This window comes from Rodentibacter mrazii, assembly GCF_001998825.1.
GTDB classification, from domain to species: domain Bacteria; phylum Pseudomonadota; class Gammaproteobacteria; order Enterobacterales; family Pasteurellaceae; genus Rodentibacter; species Rodentibacter mrazii.
Genome location: NZ_MLHG01000049.1, coordinates 1 through 19,545 on the forward strand (window position 1 = coordinate 1; position 19,545 = coordinate 19,545).

The window sequence follows — 19,545 nt, forward strand, 5'->3', positions numbered from 1 at the left end:
ATTAAAGCATATGATATTTCTAATAGAATATGATTAGTTGCCATTATAAATCCTTTTGTTAATTTTAATTAGATATGTTTATTCTAAAATAATATCATTAAATATTCTATGTGTTTTTAATAAGGAAAATTCATTCGAGTTTTTACTTTATTTATTTTACAGAATTAACCTGCTATTTCAGAAGTTAATAATGCTAAAAATTATTAAATTGTTTGACAAAAATAAACTAAAATACTACTGTTTCGCCCAAAACTCCCCCTTCACCAACTTCCACAACGTCATCAACACAAGTAATCCAATCATCAAATTTGAGAAAATAAAGGCAAACATAGCTATTCCTGATAACACTTGATTATGGTAAAAAACAACGGCGCTATTTGCCATGGAGGCTAAGCCGAATGAGAAAGCCCATAAGCCGATGTTTAAGCCTTTTTCAATAATCCAAGGGAAAATTCTCAATAGAAAAAACATTTGCAAAAAGCCATAGCCCCATAGGATTTTGGTGAAAGTATCGACTTCTCCTTGATTGACGGCTAAATAAGCGGAGGCGCAAACAAATGCGGGGGCGAGAATAATCCCCATGGTGGCACGAAAAGACGGTTCTAAGGAAGAAATGCGTAAATGTTGGAGTAATACGGGTTCAAACATCATCCAGGAAATGAAACCGGCACCGAAAAATAAATAGCCAAGATCATGATAGCCTAATAAAGCAAATGAACTTGCACTGGTGAAATTTGCGGCGACAGAGGGTAAATAAAAGGGTGGCCTTGTTGATTTTCGCTCAAAAACACCACCTTTCCATAGTTCACTCATTCTAAAAGAAGAAAACAATAATTGCCCGATGGTTCCGAGCCAAATCATCACTTCCGCTATCACAGGATTCCAACGATAGGCAATATCGCCGACTAACATGGTTGTGATAGGAATCAATGCGAGAAAAGAAAAGCGAACAGGGCAACGATATTCTTCCTTCACTTCGTGGAAATAATAACGCAATTTATACCCATACATAACAATAAAGGCTAACCAAACGATCATTGCCGTAATGCCGATCACATCACTAATAGTTTGTACCCAAGGGAAGAAATCCGCCAAATGCCACCATGCCAAAGAGAGTGCCGATAATCCTAGAGGGATACCAAAATAGCCGGTGGGCAGAGGAAAAAGTTTTGTTGTAGCCATTTAATTATCCTTATAAAAAATCTTTGCGTAAGTCTAACAATAAATGGTAGAACTTTCTCAAAAATTTCAAATTCTTGAAAAAATGACCGCACTTTGAATTTTCATCGCCAAGTCATTGCTCCTATAATGGTCAACAAAAAAGCCCCATTCGGGGCTTTTTTATCTATATTGCAAAATTACTCTTCCATTTCGGAATTTAATAATGCCGCTAGGCTTTGCGTTGCATCATCTGCGATAAATTCAAATTCCGCTTCGATATCCGCATCGGTTGCAAAAGTAGAAATTGGTTCTTCAATTGCTTCCACCGCTAATTCCGCTGCTTTTTGGCGGTTTTTAATTCGGTTTTGGTGGTACGCAAAACCGGTACCAGCCGGAATTAAACGACCAACGATCACGTTTTCTTTCAAGCCGCGTAATTCGTCACGTTTACCTGCCACGGCTGCTTCGGTAAGCACACGTGTGGTTTCTTGGAACGATGCAGCAGAGATGAAGGATTCCGTTGCAAGAGATGCTTTGGTAATACCCAACAATTCGCGCTCGAACTCAACCAACGGTTTGCCTTCCGCTTCACGTTTACGGTTTACGATTTTCACGCGAGCCACTTCCACTTGTTCCCCTTCAAGGAATTCAGAGTCGTAAGCCTGAGTGATCACCGCTTTACGCAACATTTGGCGAACGATGACTTCAATGTGCTTATCATTGATTTTTACCCCTTGTAAGCGGTAAACATCTTGCACTTCATTGACGATATATTCGGTTACAGCACGTACACCACGTAAACGTAAAATATCGTGTGGTGTTTCCGCACCATCAGAAATCACGTCACCACGTTGTACCATTTCACCTTCAAATACGTTGAGCTGACGCCATTTTGGAATCATTTCTTCGTACACTTCGCCTTCTGCCGGTGTAATTAGCAAGCGGCGTTTACCTTTGGTTTCTTTACCGAAGGAAACGATACCTGAAATTTCTGCCAAAATCGCCGGCTCTTTTGGTTTACGGGCCTCAAATAAGTCTGCAACCCGTGGAAGACCACCGGTAATATCTTTGGTTCCCACAGATTCTTGCGGAATACGCGCCAATGGTTCACCCACTTTCACCGCTGCGCCATCGTCTAAGCTCACGATAGCTTTACCCGGTAGGAAGTATTGTGCAATAACATCGGTTTCCGGTAAGAATACGTCATTACCGTTTGCATCAACTAATTTAATAGTTGGACGTAAATCTTTACCTGCGGTTGCACGTTCACCCACATCTTGTACCACAATAGAGGATAAACCGGTCAATTCATCAGTTTGACGTGTTACGGTTAAACCGTCCACGATATCTACGAATTTCACGAAACCAGCTACTTCGGATACAACCGGCATGGTATGCGGATCCCAGTTCGCCACGGTTTCACCCGCAGTGACTTCTTGGCCATCACCTTTACTTAATACCGCACCGTAAGGCACTTTATAGTGTTCTTTAGTACGACCAAATGCATCAGTAATAGTCAATTCCGTATTACGGGATGTTAAAACTAATTTACCTTCGTCATTAGTTACAAATTTCGCATTTGCTAAGTGTAATGTACCGGTATTTTTCGCCTGTACGCTTGACTCTTTCGCTGCAGCAGATGCCGCACCACCGATATGGAACGTACGCATGGTTAACTGTGTCCCCGGCTCACCGATAGATTGCGCAGCAATAACACCTACCGCTTCCCCTTGATTGATTAAGTGACCACGTGCTAAGTCACGACCGTAACATTTCGCACACACACCATAATCCGTATCACAGGTTACGACAGAGCGTACTTTCACACTATCCACCGAATTTGCATCTAATACATCACAGAGTTTTTCATCTAATAATGTATTACGTGCAATTAAGACTTCTTCCGTACCCGGTTTATAGATGTCTTCTGCCGCTACACGACCTAACACTAACTCACGAAGTGGAACTTTTTCATCGCCACCCTCAATTAATGGGGTCATCACTAAGCCTTCATGCGTGCCACAGTCATCTTCAATGATCACTAGGTCTTGTGCCACATCAACCAAACGACGGGTCAAATAACCGGAGTTTGCTGTTTTCAACGCAGTATCCGCCAAACCTTTACGTGCACCGTGGGTTGAAATAAAGTACTGAAGTACGTTCAATCCTTCACGGAAGTTTGCGGTAATTGGCGTTTCAATGATCGAACCGTCCGGACGAGCCATCAAGCCACGCATACCCGCTAGCTGACGAATCTGTGCTGCAGAACCACGCGCACCGGAATCCGCCATCATAAAGATACTGTTAAAGGATGCTTGTTTTTCAAGTTTACCTTCACGATTGAGCACTTCTTCCGTAGAAAGATTTTCCATCATTGCTTTTGCAACACGTTCGTTCGCTGCAGCCCAAATATCGATCACTTTATTGTAACGCTCACCTGCCGTCACAAGACCGGATTGGAATTGCTCCTGAATTTCCGCCACTTCGTCTTCCGCTGCAGAAATAATTTCGTATTTCTTCTCCGGAATAACCATATCATCAATACCCACTGATGAACCGGAACGAGCAGCATAAGCGAAACCGGTGTACATAATTTGGTCAGCAAACATCACCGCTTCTTTTAAACCTAAACGTCGATATGCTTCATTAATTAATTTAGAAATCGCTTTTTTGCCTAATGTTTGATTAAACAATGCATATGGCATACCTTTTGGTGCGATCATCCATAAAATGGCACGGCCAATCGTCGTATCGGTAAGCGTAGTTTTCGTTTCAAACTCATTCGCATCATTTTTCACGTATTCGGTAATACGTACTTTTACACGAGAATGTAATTCTGCCTGACCGGTACGATAAGCCTTTTCAGCCTCGCGCGGATCTTGCAATAACATACCTTCGCCTTTACCGTTTACTTTTTCACGGGTCATATAGTAAAGACCCAACACCACATCTTGTGATGGAACGATAATCGGCTCACCGTTCGCCGGTGAAAGTACGTTGTTGGTTGACATCATCAACGCACGGGCTTCTAATTGTGCTTCGAGGGTTAATGGTACGTGAACCGCCATTTGGTCACCATCGAAGTCCGCGTTAAACGCCGCACAAACGAGCGGATGTAATTGAATCGCTTTACCTTCAATTAAGATTGGCTCAAATGCTTGAATACCCAAACGGTGAAGGGTTGGCGCACGGTTCAATAGAATCGGGTGTTCACGAATGACTTCCGCAAGGATATCCCAAACGATGGCATCTTCACGTTCAACCATTTTCTTCGCCGCTTTAATCGTTGTCGCATAACCACGGCTTTCTAATTTCGCATAGATAAACGGACGGAATAATTCCAATGCCATTTTCTTCGGTAAACCACATTGATGTAGATGCAAGTATGGCCCTACGGTAATAACGGAACGACCGGAGTAGTCAACACGTTTCCCCAATAAGTTTTGACGGAAACGACCTTGTTTACCTTTAATCATATCCGCTAAAGATTTTAACGGACGGCGGTTAGAACCGGTAATCGCACGACCACGACGACCGTTATCTAATAAGGCATCGACCGATTCTTGTAACATCCGTTTTTCGTTGCGCACGATAATATCCGGCGCAATCAAATCCAATAAACGTTTTAAACGATTGTTACGGTTGATCACACGGCGGTATAAATCGTTCAAATCAGAGGTGGCAAAACGACCACCATCAAGTGGTACTAAAGGACGTAAATCCGGTGGAAGTACAGGTAATACGGTCATCACCATCCATTCCGGTTTATTGCCGGATTGCACAAATGCTTCTAATAATTTTAAGCGTTTAGTGATTTTCTTACGTTTAGTTTCAGAATTGGTTTCTTGTAACTCTTCACGTAGTTTTTCGCATTCCACTTCAAGATCCATACCTTTTAACAAATCTTGGATCGCTTCCGCACCCATTTTGGCCTCAAATTCATCTTGCCAACGATCTTCGGCATCAAGGTATTGTTCTTCCGTTAATAATTGACCACGTTCTAAATCCGTCATACCCGGCTCGGTCACAATGTACATTTCAAAATAAAGTACACGCTCAATATCACGCAACGGCATATCAAGTAATAAACCGATACGGGATGGAAGAGATTTTAAGAACCAAATGTGTGCCACCGGTGAAGCTAATTCAATGTGTCCCATACGTTCACGACGAACTTTGGTTTGCGTCACTTCAACGCCACATTTTTCACAAATCACGCCACGGTGTTTTAAACGTTTATATTTACCACATAAACATTCGTAATCTTTTACCGGCCCGAAGATACGCGCACAGAAAAGACCATCACGTTCAGGTTTGAACGTACGGTAGTTAATGGTTTCAGGTTTTTTCACTTCACCAAATGACCAAGAACGGATCATATCCGGTGAGGCTAACCCAATTTTAATCACATCAAAATCTTCACTGGTTTTTGACTGTGCTTTTAAAAACTTAACTAAGTCTTTCACAAATGTTCTCCTGTCGGAGTTAAAGGTTTAAAGTGCGGTTAAAAATTACCGAGAATTTTGACCGCACTTCGGCGATTTCTTTTGTAGGGTGTGTAGATTTTTACCATCCACACACCTTACTTTTCATTACTCTTCGTCTAACTCGATATTTAAACCAAGTGAACGGATTTCTTTCATAATTACATTGAAAGATTCCGGCGTACCCGGATCCATTTGTTGGTTGCCGCTAACGATGTTTTTATACATCTTCGTACGACCGTTCACATCATCGGATTTCACGGTGAGCATTTCTTGTAACGTATAAGCCGCACCATAAGCTTCAAGTGCCCATACCTCCATCTCACCGAAACGTTGACCACCAAATTGTGCTTTACCACCCAATGGCTGTTGCGTGACGAGACTATAAGAACCCGTTGAACGAGCATGCATTTTGTCGTCAACCAAGTGGTTCAATTTGAGCATATACATATAACCTACGGTTACCGGACGCTCAAATTTCTCACCGGTACGTCCATCGTATAAGGTGATCTGACCGGAAGTCGGTAAACCGCCGAGTTTTAATAACTCTTTGATTTCCGTTTCATCCGCACCATCAAACACTGGGGTCGCAACCGGTAAACCTTTACGTAGGTTATCTGCTAAACGTAACACTTCTTCATCAGTGAAGGTGCTTAAATCCACTTTTTGTGAACCATGACCTAAATCATAGGCTTTTTGCATATAACTGCGTAATTTTTCCACTTCTTGTTTTTGTTTAAGCATCGCATTGATTTGATCACCAATACCTTTTGCCGCTAAACCTAAGTGGGTTTCAAGGATCTGACCGATATTCATACGGGATGGAACGCCCAGTGGGTTTAATACGATTTCAACCGGTTGACCGTTTTCATCGTACGGCATATCCTCAACAGGGTTAATTTTTGAGATAACCCCTTTGTTACCGTGACGACCTGCCATTTTATCACCAGGTTGGATTTGGCGTTTCACTGCAAGATAAACTTTCACCACTTTCAATACGCCCGGCGCAAGATCATCACCTTTGATGATTTTCTTACGTTTCACTTCAAGTTTGAGTTCAAACTCTTTACGAAGCTCTTCGTATTGTTCTGCAAGCTGCTCTAATTGGTTTTGTTTCTCTTCATCAGCAATGGTTTGTTCTAACCATTTAGTCCGATCTAATTTGTCTAATTGCGCCTCATCCACGCCACCTGAAATAAGAAGATTGCGAACACGTGCGAATAAACCTGCTTCTAAAATTTCCAATTCATCGGAAAGGTCTTTCTTCGCTTCTTTTAATTGCATTTCTTCGATTTCTAGCGCACGTTTATCTTTTTCCACGCCATCACGGGTGAAGACTTGTACGTCGATAACCGTACCGCTTACGCTGTTTGGTACGCGTAATGAAGAATCTTTTACATCAGAGGCTTTTTCACCGAAAATTGCACGTAACAATTTTTCTTCCGGTGTTAATTGGGTTTCACCTTTCGGTGTCACTTTACCGACTAAGATGTCTCCACCTTTTACTTCCGCACCCACATAAACGATACCGGATTCATCTAATTTGCTGAGTGCCGATTCACCCACATTTGGAATATCTGCGGTGATTTCTTCTGCGCCTAATTTAGTATCACGAGCCACACAAGAAAGTTCTTGAATATGAATCGTGGTAAAGCGATCTTGTTGAACCACACGCTCAGACACTAACATAGAGTCTTCAAAGTTATAACCGTTCCATGGCATAAATGCCACACGAATATTTTGACCTAACGCCAGTTCCCCTAAATCGGTTGAAGGACCGTCAGCCAAAACCTCACCACGATTAATCGGATCGCCTAAATTCACACAAGGAATTTGGTTGATACAGGTATTTTGGTTAGAACGGGTGTATTTGATTAAGTTATAAATATCAATCCCCGCTTCACCTGCAACGGTTTCATCTTCATTCACTTTAATCACGATACGTGATGCATCTACATATTGAACAATACCACCACGTTTCGCTACAACTGCCACACCGGAGTCAAGGGCAATTGGTTTTTCCATGCCGGTTCCCACCAACGGCTTATCAGCACGTAATGTTGGAACTGCCTGACGTTGCATGTTTGCCCCCATCAATGCACGGTTCGCATCATCATGCTCAAGGAATGGGATCAAAGCCGCCGCCACAGATACCACTTGTTGAGTGGATACGTCCATATAATGGATATCTTCAGGTTTATATAAACCGGACTCACCACGCTCACCACGCGCCGTAACAAAGGCATCGGTAAAGCGATTGTTCTCGTCTAGATTTGAGTTTGCCTGTGCGATGATATAATTTGCTTCATCAATAGCGGATAAATATTCAATTTCTTCCGTCACTTGACCATCAATAACCTTACGATATGGGGTTTCTAAAAAACCGTAATCATTGGTACGGGCAAAAGCGGAAAGGGAGTTAATCAAACCAATGTTCGGACCTTCAGGCGTTTCGATTGGACATAAACGACCATAGTGGGTGTTATGTACGTCACGTACTTCAAAGCCTGCACGTTCACGGGTTAAACCGCCCGGACCTAATGCAGAAATACGGCGTTTATGGGTCACTTCCGATAATGGGTTGTTTTGATCCATAAATTGCGAAAGTTGTGAAGAACCAAAGAATTCTTTCACTGCCGCAGAAATTGGTTTCGGATTAATTAAATCCTGTGGCGTGATCGCATCCAAATCACCTAAAGATAGACGTTCTTTGACCGCTCTTTCTACACGCACTAAACCAATACGGAATTGGTTTTCCGCCATTTCACCCACAGAACGGATACGACGGTTACCTAAGTGGTCGATATCATCCACTTCACCACGACCGTTACGGATATCAATGAGTTTACGCATGACAGCAATGATATCTTCATGACTTAAAATACCACTGCCCACGCCTTCAGGAATACCTAAAGAGCGGTTGAATTTCATACGACCTACTGCTGATAAATCATAACGCTCTGCAGAGAAAAATAAGTTGTGGAATAAGGCTTCTGAAGATTCCGGTGTTGGTGGCTCGCCCGGACGCATCATACGATAGATTTCGTAAAGCGCACTGGTTTTATCGTAAGTCGGATCAACCCGTAAAGTTTCAGAAATATACGGACCATAATCTAAATCATTGGTAAACAAGGTTTCAATAACGTTGTAGCCGGCTTGAGCTAACTTCGCTAAAATCTCTAAAGAAAGTTCACCATTTGCCGGACAAATAATTTCACCGGATTCCAAATCTACATAATCTTTGGCTGCCACTTTACCTACAATATACTCGGTAGGCACAACAACTTGGCTTACATTATCTTTTTCTAATGCCTTAATATGACGGGCAGTAATACGACGACCCCGCTCGACATAGACTTTACCGTTCGCTTCAATATCAAAGGACGCCGTTTCACCACGTAAACGTTCCGGCACAAGAGTCATTAATAATTGATTATCGGCGATTTCAAAAGTGACTTTATCAAAGAATAAATTTAAAATTTCTTCGGTGCTGTAACCTAATGCCCGAAGAATAATCGTTGCCGGTAATTTACGGCGGCGGTCAATACGTGCATAAAGATTATCTTTCGGATCAAATTCAAAATCCAACCAAGAACCACGGTAAGGAATGATACGTGCGTTATAAAGCACTTTACCTGATGAATGGGTTTTACCTTTATCTGAATCAAAGAACACACCGGGACTACGGTGTAATTGCGAAACGATAACACGCTCAGTACCGTTGATCACAAAGGTACCGTTGTCAGTCATTAATGGGATTTCGCCCATATACACTTCATTTTCTTTAATATCTTTAACTGCGCGTGAAGATGACTCTTTATCGTAGCTCACAAGGCGTAACTTAACGCGTAAACCCGCTGCGTAAGTCGAACCGCGAATTTGGCACTCGCGTACATCAAATTCCGGTTCTTCTAAACGGTAATCAACATATTGTAATTCGGTATAGCCATTGTTGCTAACAATCGGAAAGACTGAACGGAAAGCGGCCTCTAAGCCTTGCTGCCCCTCAGGATCTTTTTGAATAAATTTATCAAACGAATCTAATTGGATAGTTAATAAATAAGGTACATTTAAAACTTGCGGACGTTTGCCGAAGTCTTTACGAATTCGTTTTTTCTCAGAATAGGAGAGACCCATTGGTTGGTTTTCCTCTATCAATTTTAGTGAGACTGAGCTGATACAAGAAAAAGTGCGGTCAATTTTGACCGAATTTTAACTTATACCAAAGTATGGACACCGTTTTCAGGAACCGCACTCTGAACCTTACTTCTGTAGTGGGTTACTCAAATTTAAAACGTCTATTATTAATTTGAGTGGAAACAGATAAAATTAAACGGAAAATGATTATCTGTTTTTTGTGCCTATTTTGATAGCACAAAATGGCTGATGGGTAAACCACCAGCCATTAAGCCTGAGAAACAGGGCATCAGTGAATCAAAAATTATTTGATTTCTACTTTTGCACCGGCTTCTTCTAATTCTTTCTTAAGCGCTTCAGCTTCTTCTTTAGAGATACCTTCTTTTAACGCTGCAGGTGCAGATTCAACTAAGTCTTTCGCTTCTTTTAAGCCTAAGCCGGTTGCACCACGTACTGCTTTAATTACTGCTACTTTGTTTGCACCAGCTTCAGCAAGTACTACATCAAATTCAGTTTTCTCTTCTGCCGCTGCTGCTGCGCCACCTGCCGGTGCTGCTGCTACTGCTGCCGCTGCTGAAACGCCGAATTTTTCTTCCATCGCTGCGATTAATTCAACGATTTCAGTTACAGTTTTAGAAGCAATCGCTTCAATGATTTGTTCGTTAGTTAATGACATAACAATCAATTCCTAAAATAGATAAAGTTAAATGAAGTAAGAAACGCTTAACAATTAAGCCGCTTCTTGTAATTTGTCGCGTAATGCCGCAAGAGTGCGAGCAAGTTTGCCTGCCGCAGCTTCTTTCATTGTGCCCATTAAACGTGCAATTGCTTCTTCGTAAGTTGGTAATGTTGCTAAGAATTCAACATCTTGGATCTTACCTTCAAAGGCTGCACCTTTAATTTCAAACTTATCATTTGCTTTAGCAAACTCTTTGAACAAGCGAGCCGCTGCGCCCGGATGTTCATTAGAGAACGCGATAAGTGTTGGACCTACAAACGTATCTTTTAAGCATTCGTAATCTGTGCCTTCAACCGCACGGCGTAATAAAGTATTACGGACCACACGCATTGTTACACCCGCTTCACGAGCTGATTTACGTAATTCAGTCATTTTATCAACAGTCACACCGCGAGAATCTGCGATCACTGCTGAAAGTGCACCTTTGGCTGCTTCATTTACTTCAGCAACAATTGCTTGTTTGTCTTGAAGATTTAATGCCATTGGCTTTTAGCTCCTGAATACACTCCGATTTCTCGGAATTAATTTACCTAATCTAAGATTAGGACGACTTCGGTGCCCAGAAGCAAGAAAAATTCTTATTCTGTACACCATCTACGTAGGATGATTAAGATTGCTCCCCTACGGTCTTGGACGGGGCTTGAATAGGTCAAGCACCAACCAGAAATTTTACGCGCTAAGCGCAAACAGGGGTGGAATTATAGAGCCAACCCCTCCCTTTGTAAAGTCTATTGTTGAAAAATTCTGCGAATTTTAACCGCACTTTTTTGTTATTTTCTCACCGCAATAGCTTCAATTTCCACCCCCACATCTTTCGGTAAACGTGCAACTTCCACACAAGAACGGGCAGGAAAAGTCGGGTGATTGTTCTCTTTAAAGAAACGCTCATACTCCGCATTCACCACGGCAAAATCATTTAAATCTTTCACGAATACGGTCGTTTTTACAATATCCGCCACGCTTAAACCGGCTTGTTCTACAATCGCTTTTACGTTTTCTAAAGATTGACGGGCTTGTGCCACTATATCAGTCGGCACTTCGCCTGTTGCCGGATTCACCGGAATCTGACCTGAAGTTAAAACCAAATTTCCTAAATCTACCGCCTGAACATAAGGCCCGATTGCAGCAGGGGCTTGCTCAGTATGAATAATTTTTGTCATAGTCAGTTCTCCTTTTCTTATCTTTCATAGAGAAAAATGCAGTAAAATCAACCGCACTTTTTATTAATCAATTTCTTTCAACACATCATCAGAAAGTTCTTTCTGTGAACCTTCTTTTACTTTTCCGTCATTGACTTTAAATTCCAAATTTTGGAAATAAGCCTCACGGAAAGTTACATAAGGATCTTGCGCTTGATTTAATAATTCCGCATTATCCAAATTTTTTGCTCGCGCATCTAATGCTTGCACACCATATTTAACCAGTGAAAACGGGCCGTCCACCGCCCAATCCCAGAACGGATACATATAGGCGGCATCCACTACTGCACCGGTTAATTGGCGCGGGGTTGTCGCATTATAAAGCGGCAGTACCATATAAGCGCCGGCATCAACGCCATAACTGCCTAGCGTTTCACCAAATCCGCGTTGTTCGTAAACCTGCAATTCTTTGCTCGCACTGGCGAAATCAAACAAACCGCCGAGACCGAAAACGGTATTAATCCAAAAACGATTAAAATGCACAAAGGCTTTTTTAGGTTCGCCTTCAATCATACGGTTTACAAAACTTACCGGCTCGTCTAAGTTATTCGCTACGTTCGTCAGCCCTTTTGTAATGGGTGTCGGTACATAATCACGCCAACCTTTTGCCGCCGGTTCTAACACATAACGGTCCACCACTTTGTAGTTAAAATCCCACATGGTACGGTTAAACCCTTCCATTGGATCATTACGCTCTCCATTTGGCTTGGTTGCACAGCCGGTTAATACCATCGCACCCAAAAGTGCGGTCAATATTAGTTGTTTTTTCATAAAATATCCTTTCTACAAAAACCTCATTTCTAAGATAATGTTGGGCAAGCCTATGCTTATAAACTATACGCTTTAATATACGGCAGCTTACCTTTTTTCAACATATCTTGAATACCGCTTTGGTGATCATTGGTGCCTAAACCGCGTAATTCAAAGGTCACGCCGATACTATTATCATACAGTACTTCGTTTTGTCCTTGATTTTGGCGGCTGGTGACATGGCGTCTGGCTCCGACACCTATCGCCCAGCAACAACTGTTATACTGCACGCCAAGATACTGTTCTACCGGTTTTTTCAAGGCTAAGTCCTGATAATATTTTCCGACTACCGCCCAATTATCTGTCACTTCCCAAGCCGCGACCAAGCCTAATTGTTTAATATCTTGATTATAGGCATTAGCAGATCGTCCTAAGTTTTGGTCGATATAAGCTTGGCTCGCATAACGATAATTTAACTGAATTAAATTATTTAATTCCGGATTATATTCAATACTGGTATTGACTAATGAGGTTTTCTTCAACTGTGTATCATATTGATAGCTACCATGCCAGTTCCAGTTATCATTGAGTTTCCAATTTGACTCCAACGCCCAAGAGGAAGAAGAACGTTGCGTACTATTTGCCGGATTGCTGTCAATTCGAGAATCGGTTAAGTGATAAGTCTGTCCGGCAGAGAAATTAAAACGTTCCGTTGAATGTCTGTCATAAAAACGGGTGGTTCCCCCTAAGGTGATTTGATTAGCGGAAGAAATTCGGTCTAACCCGCTATAACGGCGATCACGGAATAAAGAATAATAATCTTGTTGAACCAATGAGGAATCATAGCCATACCCCAAATAATCATTGGTACGGCTTGAGCCGATATTGCTTTGATTGCGATACGGTCGATACAAATACTGCACGCGCGGTTCAAAGGTTTGCGTATAATCTTTTAAGAAAGTCGTATCACGCGCTAAGACGGTTTGTAAATCCACTTTAATTTGTGGAATAACCCGATTTACCCGACTTTCAACCTCTTCTGCCCCAACGCCTTTACCTTTTTTCTGTTGGTAATGGGTCGCATAAAGTTTGGTTTCAATATTCAAACTACCGTATTTATTCGACATTGCCGTGGCTAAACTAGGCTCAAGATGAAAACGCCAAGCCGTGGGCATAAGGTTACTATCATTATCAAAACGTACTGCTTGCGAGAATAACTTGAAGTCTAACCAACCATTCGCTAAATCATTTTTATAATAGTTAAAATCAATTTGTGGCATGGCACGATAAGGCCCGATATCTACCTCATCAAAAATTTGGAATTGGCGTGCTGAAATAGCGAAATTGTAATTTGGCTGGTAATAAGCAATACGTGCATATTGGTTGGCATAACCATCCGTGCTACTACCATAGTCAGACGTAAAATCCGTGAAATAGCGTTTATCACTTACTCGCGTATAATCAATATTCAAACGCCAATTTTGAAGGAAAGAGGAACTGTGATTCCAATAAAAAAGATGGCGTTTCCGATTCTCGCCATAGTATTCATCATAGCGATCACGTGCCAAATATTCACCGGCAACTTTACCTTCACCAACCGGTGTTAAATAGCGAAACTCACCGTTTAATTGCCAGCCACGGTGCGACATATATTTCGGGATAATGGTCGCATCATAATTCGGTGCGATACTCCAATAAATCGGTTGGGAATACCAATACCCGTCACGGCTTGAACTTCCGGCACTTGGGATTAATAAACCGGAACGGCGACGATCACCGATAGGGAGTTGCAAATATGGCGTATAAAATACCGGTACGCCAAGTACTTTAAAGCGTGCGTGCCACATTTCCGCATATTCTTCTTTAATATACTGACGAATCTCCGAGGCATCCACCGCCCACGCATTATCATTCGGTAAACAGGACGTAAAAGTGGCATTTTTCATCACACGGGTATTATTGCGCAGTTCAATTTCTTGCGCTTTTCCCCGACCTTGACGCCCGACTAGCTGATAATCGGCTTCCGTCACATTACCGTCTTTCGACTCTAAATTAAAATCCGCATTTTGCCCCAACATATTGATTTGATCGTCTTTATAGTCAAATCCGCCACGCACATAAGCGAAACGTTGCAATGCCGTGCCTTCACCGGTTTGTTTCACTTCCACGGAATCGGCAATCAGATGACGGTTTCCCTGCTTGAGATCCGCATTTCCTTTATAAATTGCGCTTGTCGGCTGATTAATTTCCGCATCATCCGCTTCAATATAAACAGGCAAATCATTTGAATTCCCTGACACCACCTCACCGGAAAACGTTGGCACGCCTAACAAACATTGCGAACGTAAATCCGCTAAAGCCGTTTGGCTATAAAGTGCGGTCAAAATAGAAAGCGAAATTAAAGTATATTTTTTATTCATAATTTAATTCTTTTTATCGATAAAATCCGAGCGATTATACTGGAAGATCATTTACAACGACAATCATTTATATGGTCATTGACTAATCCCATTGATTGCATAAAAGCATAACAAGTGGTTTCACCTACAAATACAAAACCGCGTTTTTTCAATGCCTTTGACATCGCTTTGGATATATCGGTTCTAGTCGGTATAACGGATAAATCCGGCACATCATTCACAATCGGTTTATGATTGACGAACGACCAAATAAAATCACTAAAATTTTCACCGCACTTTTCCATCGCCAAATAAGCATTGGCATTTTTAACAATGGCTTCCAATTTAGCACGATGGCGAATCAGCCCCGTATTTTGCATACAAGCATCAATATCAAGTGCGGTCATTTTTGCCACTTTTTCGGGATCAAATTGATGAAATGCCGCCCGATACGCCTCACGTTTTTTTAACACCGTAATCCACGACAAGCCGGCTTGTTGCCCTTCTAAACAAATTTTCTCGAATAATTTTTGGCTGTCAAATTCCGGCTTACCCCATTCGTTATCGTGATAAGCAATGTAAATCGGCAAATCGCCCGCCCACGAACATCTTGTCATAGGATCTCCTTTTTGAGTTCGCTATAAACCTTCGCAAAATTCGGCATCACGCCCCGCCATAAATAAAATGAATGTGCCGCTTGCGCCACCAGCATTCCAAATCCGTCGTTCACATTCACCAACCCTAAACTTTTACAAAAAGTAATAAATGGCGTATCTGATCCTTTGGCGTACTGCATATCATAAAAGGCGTGCCCCAATTTAAGCATATCCGCCGAAACAGGCGCGGTAGTTCCACTTAACCCTGCAGACGTTGCGTTGATAATCAGATCATAAGGCTGAATAGGAATCGCCTCCATCGCCACCGCTTGAATCTTGCCGTAAGGTTGGAATTTTTCTGCCAAGGCTTGAGCTTTCGCTAAAGTGCGGTTGGCTAGCACGATATTTTGTTGGGCTTGTAATAAGGGCAGTAGCACACCTTGAGTTGCGCCACCGGCACCTAAAATCAAAATACGCTGATTCGGTTTTATCCAATTTAAACGTTCCAAATCCGTGACTAAGCCCACACCGTCCGTATTACCAGCATAAAGCCTACCGTCTTCTAATTTTTTCAATGTATTACAAGCCTCAGCAAACTTTGCCTGTTCGCTGTGTTCATCGGCAAGTTGATAGGCTCGGGCTTTAAAAGGTGCGGTAACGTTACAACCTTTTGCCCCCAGAGAGAAAAATATGGCTAGTTGTTGCTCAAAGGTATCAAGATCACCTAATTTTGCTTCATAGGTCATCTCTTGTTGGGTTTGTGCCGCAAATTTGCCTTGAATCAACGGCGATAAACTTTGTGAAATGGGATTGCCCCACACCGCATAGTGATCCATATATTATCCTTGTCTAAAAAGTTGGTTGGTGATCAAATCACGAATCTCCGAGGGATTTTTCGCTTTTCCTACCGGTAAATCTAAAACGGGAAAATCCTCACCAAATTGCGACCGCACTTCCTCCACGGTTCGACAGGGAGACGCACCGGTTAAATTTGCACTCGTTGAAGTCAATGCAAAACCTGTTGTTTCGCATAACGCCTGCACTGCCGGATGATCGCTCAAACGCACCGCAATCGTGTTAAATTTTCCGGTAAGAAAGGGGGAAACATCCGATTTTGCCGGCACAACCCAAGTAATCGGGCGATTATAACGGGTAGTCAGCCTTGCCATTTGTGTTTCCGTCACGCCTGAAAGATCAATAAAGGGCAGTAAAAATGTTAATGTCGGCGCAATCAAAATTAGCCCTTTTTCCATAGGACGTTGTTTTAAATCGAGTAATTTTTTGACCGCACTTTCACTGAATGGGTTACATCCCAACCCAAACACGGCTTCGGTGGGGTAGGCGACCACTTGATCTTGTAATAAACAGGCGACAATTTGTTGTAAAGTCATTTGGAAATCTCAAAAATATAGCGGCAAGTTTTATTCGCACATTGCATTTGTTGCCCCGTTTCATTTTCACTTTTTAATAAGGCAAGAGGAAAATTGCATTGCGGGCAAGGTATTTCATAGGGCTTAGCCGGTAAAGAAAATTTGCAATGAGGGAAATCATTGCAGCCATAAAATGTTTTCCCCTGCCGTCCACGGCGGGCGACCAAATGCCCCTTTTGACATTGCGGGCAAGCGATTTTTTCTACCGTTTTTTGTTCTTCGTGTACGACAAAATCACATTGCGGATAATTACTGCAACCGATAAACATACCGAATGCACCTTGTTTTAACTGTAATGGATTAGCACATTGCGGACAAGCCTCATCCAGTTCTTTCAATACCTTATGTTCCACACGATGCAGAGGACGTAAGTAATCGCATTGCGGATAGCCGCTACAACCAAGAAACAACCCTTTTTTGCCCTGTTTAATTTGCAAAATCGAACCGCACTTCGGGCAATATTCTTCTTGTTTGGTATGATGAAAAAGGGATTCGGTCATAATCACTCCGCATTCGATACGATTTCTTCCAATGTTTCCTGCGTTTCCATCCAATCCGCCTCCACGGTTTCCAAGTTCTTTTTGGTCTCCACCTGTTGTGCTAAAAGTGCGGTCAATTTTTCTTTATTTTCTACACAATAAAGTGTGGAATCCGCCAGGTTATTTTCAATTTCCGCCAGCTGTTCGGTCAAGGTATTCATTTTTTCTTCTAACTGCGTGATTTTTTTCCGAAGCGGTGCGGTTTGTTGACGCAATTCCGCCTCTCGACGTTTTTGTTCTTTGCGACTTTGATTGGAATGAACATTTTCTGTCGTAGTATTTTCTTCGACTGATTTTGTAGAAGATTGGCTATTTTGTTCCATCAACCATTTTTGATAATCGTCTAAATCGCCTTTAAAGGGTTCGACTTGTTGATCATGGACTAAGTAAAATTCTTCCACTGTATTGCGTAACAAGTGGCGGTCGTGCGATACCACCACCAACGATCCCTCATAATCTACCAAGGCTTCCGTTAAGGCTTGGCGCATATCAAGATCCAAATGGTTGGTCGGTTCATCCAATAACAGCAAATTCGGGCGTTGCCACACAATCAATGCCAAAACCAACCGCGCTTTTTCGCCACCGGAAAATGAGGACACTGGCTGATTGACTTTATCACCCTGAAAAGCAAAACTACCAAGGTAATCACGCAGTTGTTGCTCTGTCTGCTCCGGTGCAAGTTTTTGCATATGCCACAAAGCGGATTCTTCCGCGCGGAGAGTATCAAGCTGATGTTGAGCAAAATATCCCAATTTAACCCCTTTCGCGAGCTGTACCGTACCGGAAAGTGCGGTCAGCTCTTGCGCTAAAAGTTTAATCAAGGTGGATTTTCCCGCCCCATTCTTACCGAGCAATCCAATACGGGAACCCGGCACAAGATTGAGTTTAATTTTACGCAAAATTTCAACCGCACTTTCCCCTTTACCATAACCGGCACTGGCTTGCTCAAGCATCACCAAAGGATTAGGCAACGAAACAGGCGGGCGAAAAGCAAAAGTGAAAGGATTATCCGCATACGCCGGCGCAATTAATTCCATTCGTTCTAAGGCTTTCACACGACTTTGTGCCTGTTTTGCTTTGGTCGCTTTTGCTTTAAAGCGATCAATATAACTTTGTAAATGGGCAATTTTTTGTTGCTGCTGGCGATACATTGCCGCTTGTTGAGCAAGTTTGGTGGCACGCTGCACTTCAAAAGAGGAATAATCCCCCGTATATTCGTTGAGTTTTTGATGTTCTATGTGCAAAATTTTCGTCACAATAGGATCAAGAAAATCACGATCATGAGAAATCAACACTAACGTGCCTTGATAATTCACCAACCAACGTTCAAGCCAAATGACCGCGTCCAAATCTAAATGGTTGGTGGGTTCGTCAAGTAATAATAAATCCGAAGGACAAAGTAACGCCTGCGCCAAATTCAAGCGCATTCGCCAGCCGCCCGAGAAAGATTTTACAGTATGCTGAGTTTCTGCCTGCGTAAATCCTAAACCATGCAACAGCGTTTCCGCCCGTGATTGAATCGTCCAAGCATTAATGGCATCAAGCCTGTCGTGAATACGTGCAATAGCGTTGCCGTCATTGCGTTCATTTGCCTGTCCCAGTTCCGCCTGCAAACGGCAATATTCTCGATCCCCTTGAATCACATAATCCAATGCGGATATTTCTAACGCCGGCGTTTCCTGATTCACCCATGATACCGCCCAACTCGACGGATAAGAGATTTCTCCCCCCTCAGGCTGAAGTTCTTTTTTCAATAAGGCAAACAAAGAAGATTTGCCACAACCGTTTTTCCCCACCAACCCCACTTTTTGTTTTGGATTGATAGTCGCCGTGGCATTTTCCAATAATTCCGTTTGTCCACGTTTTAGGGAAATATTATTAAATATAATCATGTTTCTAAAATGTGCCTGATTTTATGGCTATTTTGCCGTATTAGATACAGTCCAACTACGGCATGAAAACGGAACTCATACCTTAACAACGATATTGTCTGTTCCGCCCCCCAATTACATCATAACCTAATACAAACGGTCAGTTTGCCAAAAAAGTTTGTAAACTGACCGTTTGTATTTTGTGATAAAGATAAAAATCAGCTTTTAGCTTTTAGCTTT

At 42.2% G+C, this 19,545-nt stretch carries 13 protein-coding genes; all 13 read right to left on the reverse strand.

Annotated features, from left to right (window positions below; translation table 11 throughout):
• Nucleotides 1-234: 234 nt before the first annotated feature.
• The gene (gene tehA / locus BKK47_RS07785) at nt 235-1,182 is read right to left on the reverse strand and encodes a dicarboxylate transporter/tellurite-resistance protein TehA (protein WP_077494299.1); all 948 of its coding nucleotides are present in this window, start codon (nt 1,180-1,182) and stop codon (nt 235-237) included.
• Between the two features lie 176 nt (nt 1,183-1,358).
• The gene (gene rpoC, locus BKK47_RS07790; RefSeq protein ID WP_077494300.1) at nt 1,359-5,627 is read right to left on the reverse strand and encodes a DNA-directed RNA polymerase subunit beta'; all 4,269 of its coding nucleotides are present in this window, start codon (nt 5,625-5,627) and stop codon (nt 1,359-1,361) included.
• A 126-nt stretch (nt 5,628-5,753) separates the two neighbouring features.
• On the reverse strand, nt 5,754-9,782 hold the full coding sequence (gene rpoB, locus BKK47_RS07795; RefSeq protein WP_077494301.1) for a DNA-directed RNA polymerase subunit beta: 4,029 nt from the start codon (nt 9,780-9,782) through the stop codon (nt 5,754-5,756).
• 304 nt (nt 9,783-10,086) lie between these two features.
• The gene (gene rplL, locus BKK47_RS07800) at nt 10,087-10,458 is read right to left on the reverse strand and encodes a 50S ribosomal protein L7/L12 (protein ID WP_077414190.1); all 372 of its coding nucleotides are present in this window, start codon (nt 10,456-10,458) and stop codon (nt 10,087-10,089) included.
• A 54-nt stretch (nt 10,459-10,512) separates the two neighbouring features.
• Complete coding sequence (gene rplJ / locus BKK47_RS07805) at nt 10,513-11,004, reverse strand: 50S ribosomal protein L10 (protein WP_018357246.1); 492 nt, start codon at nt 11,002-11,004, stop codon at nt 10,513-10,515.
• Between the two features lie 287 nt (nt 11,005-11,291).
• Nucleotides 11,292-11,681 (reverse strand): RidA family protein, encoded by a 390-nt coding sequence (locus tag BKK47_RS07810; protein ID WP_077494302.1) that lies wholly within the window; start codon nt 11,679-11,681, stop codon nt 11,292-11,294.
• 63 nt (nt 11,682-11,744) lie between these two features.
• Entirely contained in the window at nt 11,745-12,491 is a 747-nt protein-coding gene (locus BKK47_RS07815) for an MlaA family lipoprotein (RefSeq protein WP_077494303.1), read from the reverse strand.
• 56 nt (nt 12,492-12,547) lie between these two features.
• Nucleotides 12,548-14,890: an LPS assembly protein LptD gene (gene lptD, locus BKK47_RS07820; RefSeq protein WP_077494304.1), complete on the reverse strand. Its 2,343-nt coding sequence runs from the start codon at nt 14,888-14,890 to the stop codon at nt 12,548-12,550.
• A gap of 47 nt (nt 14,891-14,937) precedes the next feature.
• Nucleotides 14,938-15,486 (reverse strand): DNA-3-methyladenine glycosylase I, encoded by a 549-nt coding sequence (locus BKK47_RS07825; protein WP_077494305.1) that lies wholly within the window; start codon nt 15,484-15,486, stop codon nt 14,938-14,940.
• On the reverse strand, nt 15,483-16,301 hold the full coding sequence (gene aroE / locus BKK47_RS07830; protein WP_077494306.1) for a shikimate dehydrogenase: 819 nt from the start codon (nt 16,299-16,301) through the stop codon (nt 15,483-15,485). The genes BKK47_RS07825 and aroE overlap by 4 nt, the downstream gene beginning before the upstream one ends.
• A 3-nt stretch (nt 16,302-16,304) precedes the next feature.
• The gene (tsaC, locus tag BKK47_RS07835) at nt 16,305-16,856 is read right to left on the reverse strand and encodes an L-threonylcarbamoyladenylate synthase type 1 TsaC (RefSeq protein ID WP_077494307.1); all 552 of its coding nucleotides are present in this window, start codon (nt 16,854-16,856) and stop codon (nt 16,305-16,307) included.
• A complete protein-coding gene (locus BKK47_RS07840; protein WP_077494308.1) occupies nt 16,853-17,395 on the reverse strand; it encodes a DNA topoisomerase family protein in 543 nt (180 codons plus the stop codon). The genes tsaC and BKK47_RS07840 overlap by 4 nt, the downstream gene beginning before the upstream one ends.
• A 2-nt stretch (nt 17,396-17,397) precedes the next feature.
• Entirely contained in the window at nt 17,398-19,326 is a 1,929-nt protein-coding gene (locus BKK47_RS07845; protein WP_077494309.1) for an ABC transporter ATP-binding protein, read from the reverse strand.
• Nucleotides 19,327-19,545: the final 219 nt, after the last annotated feature.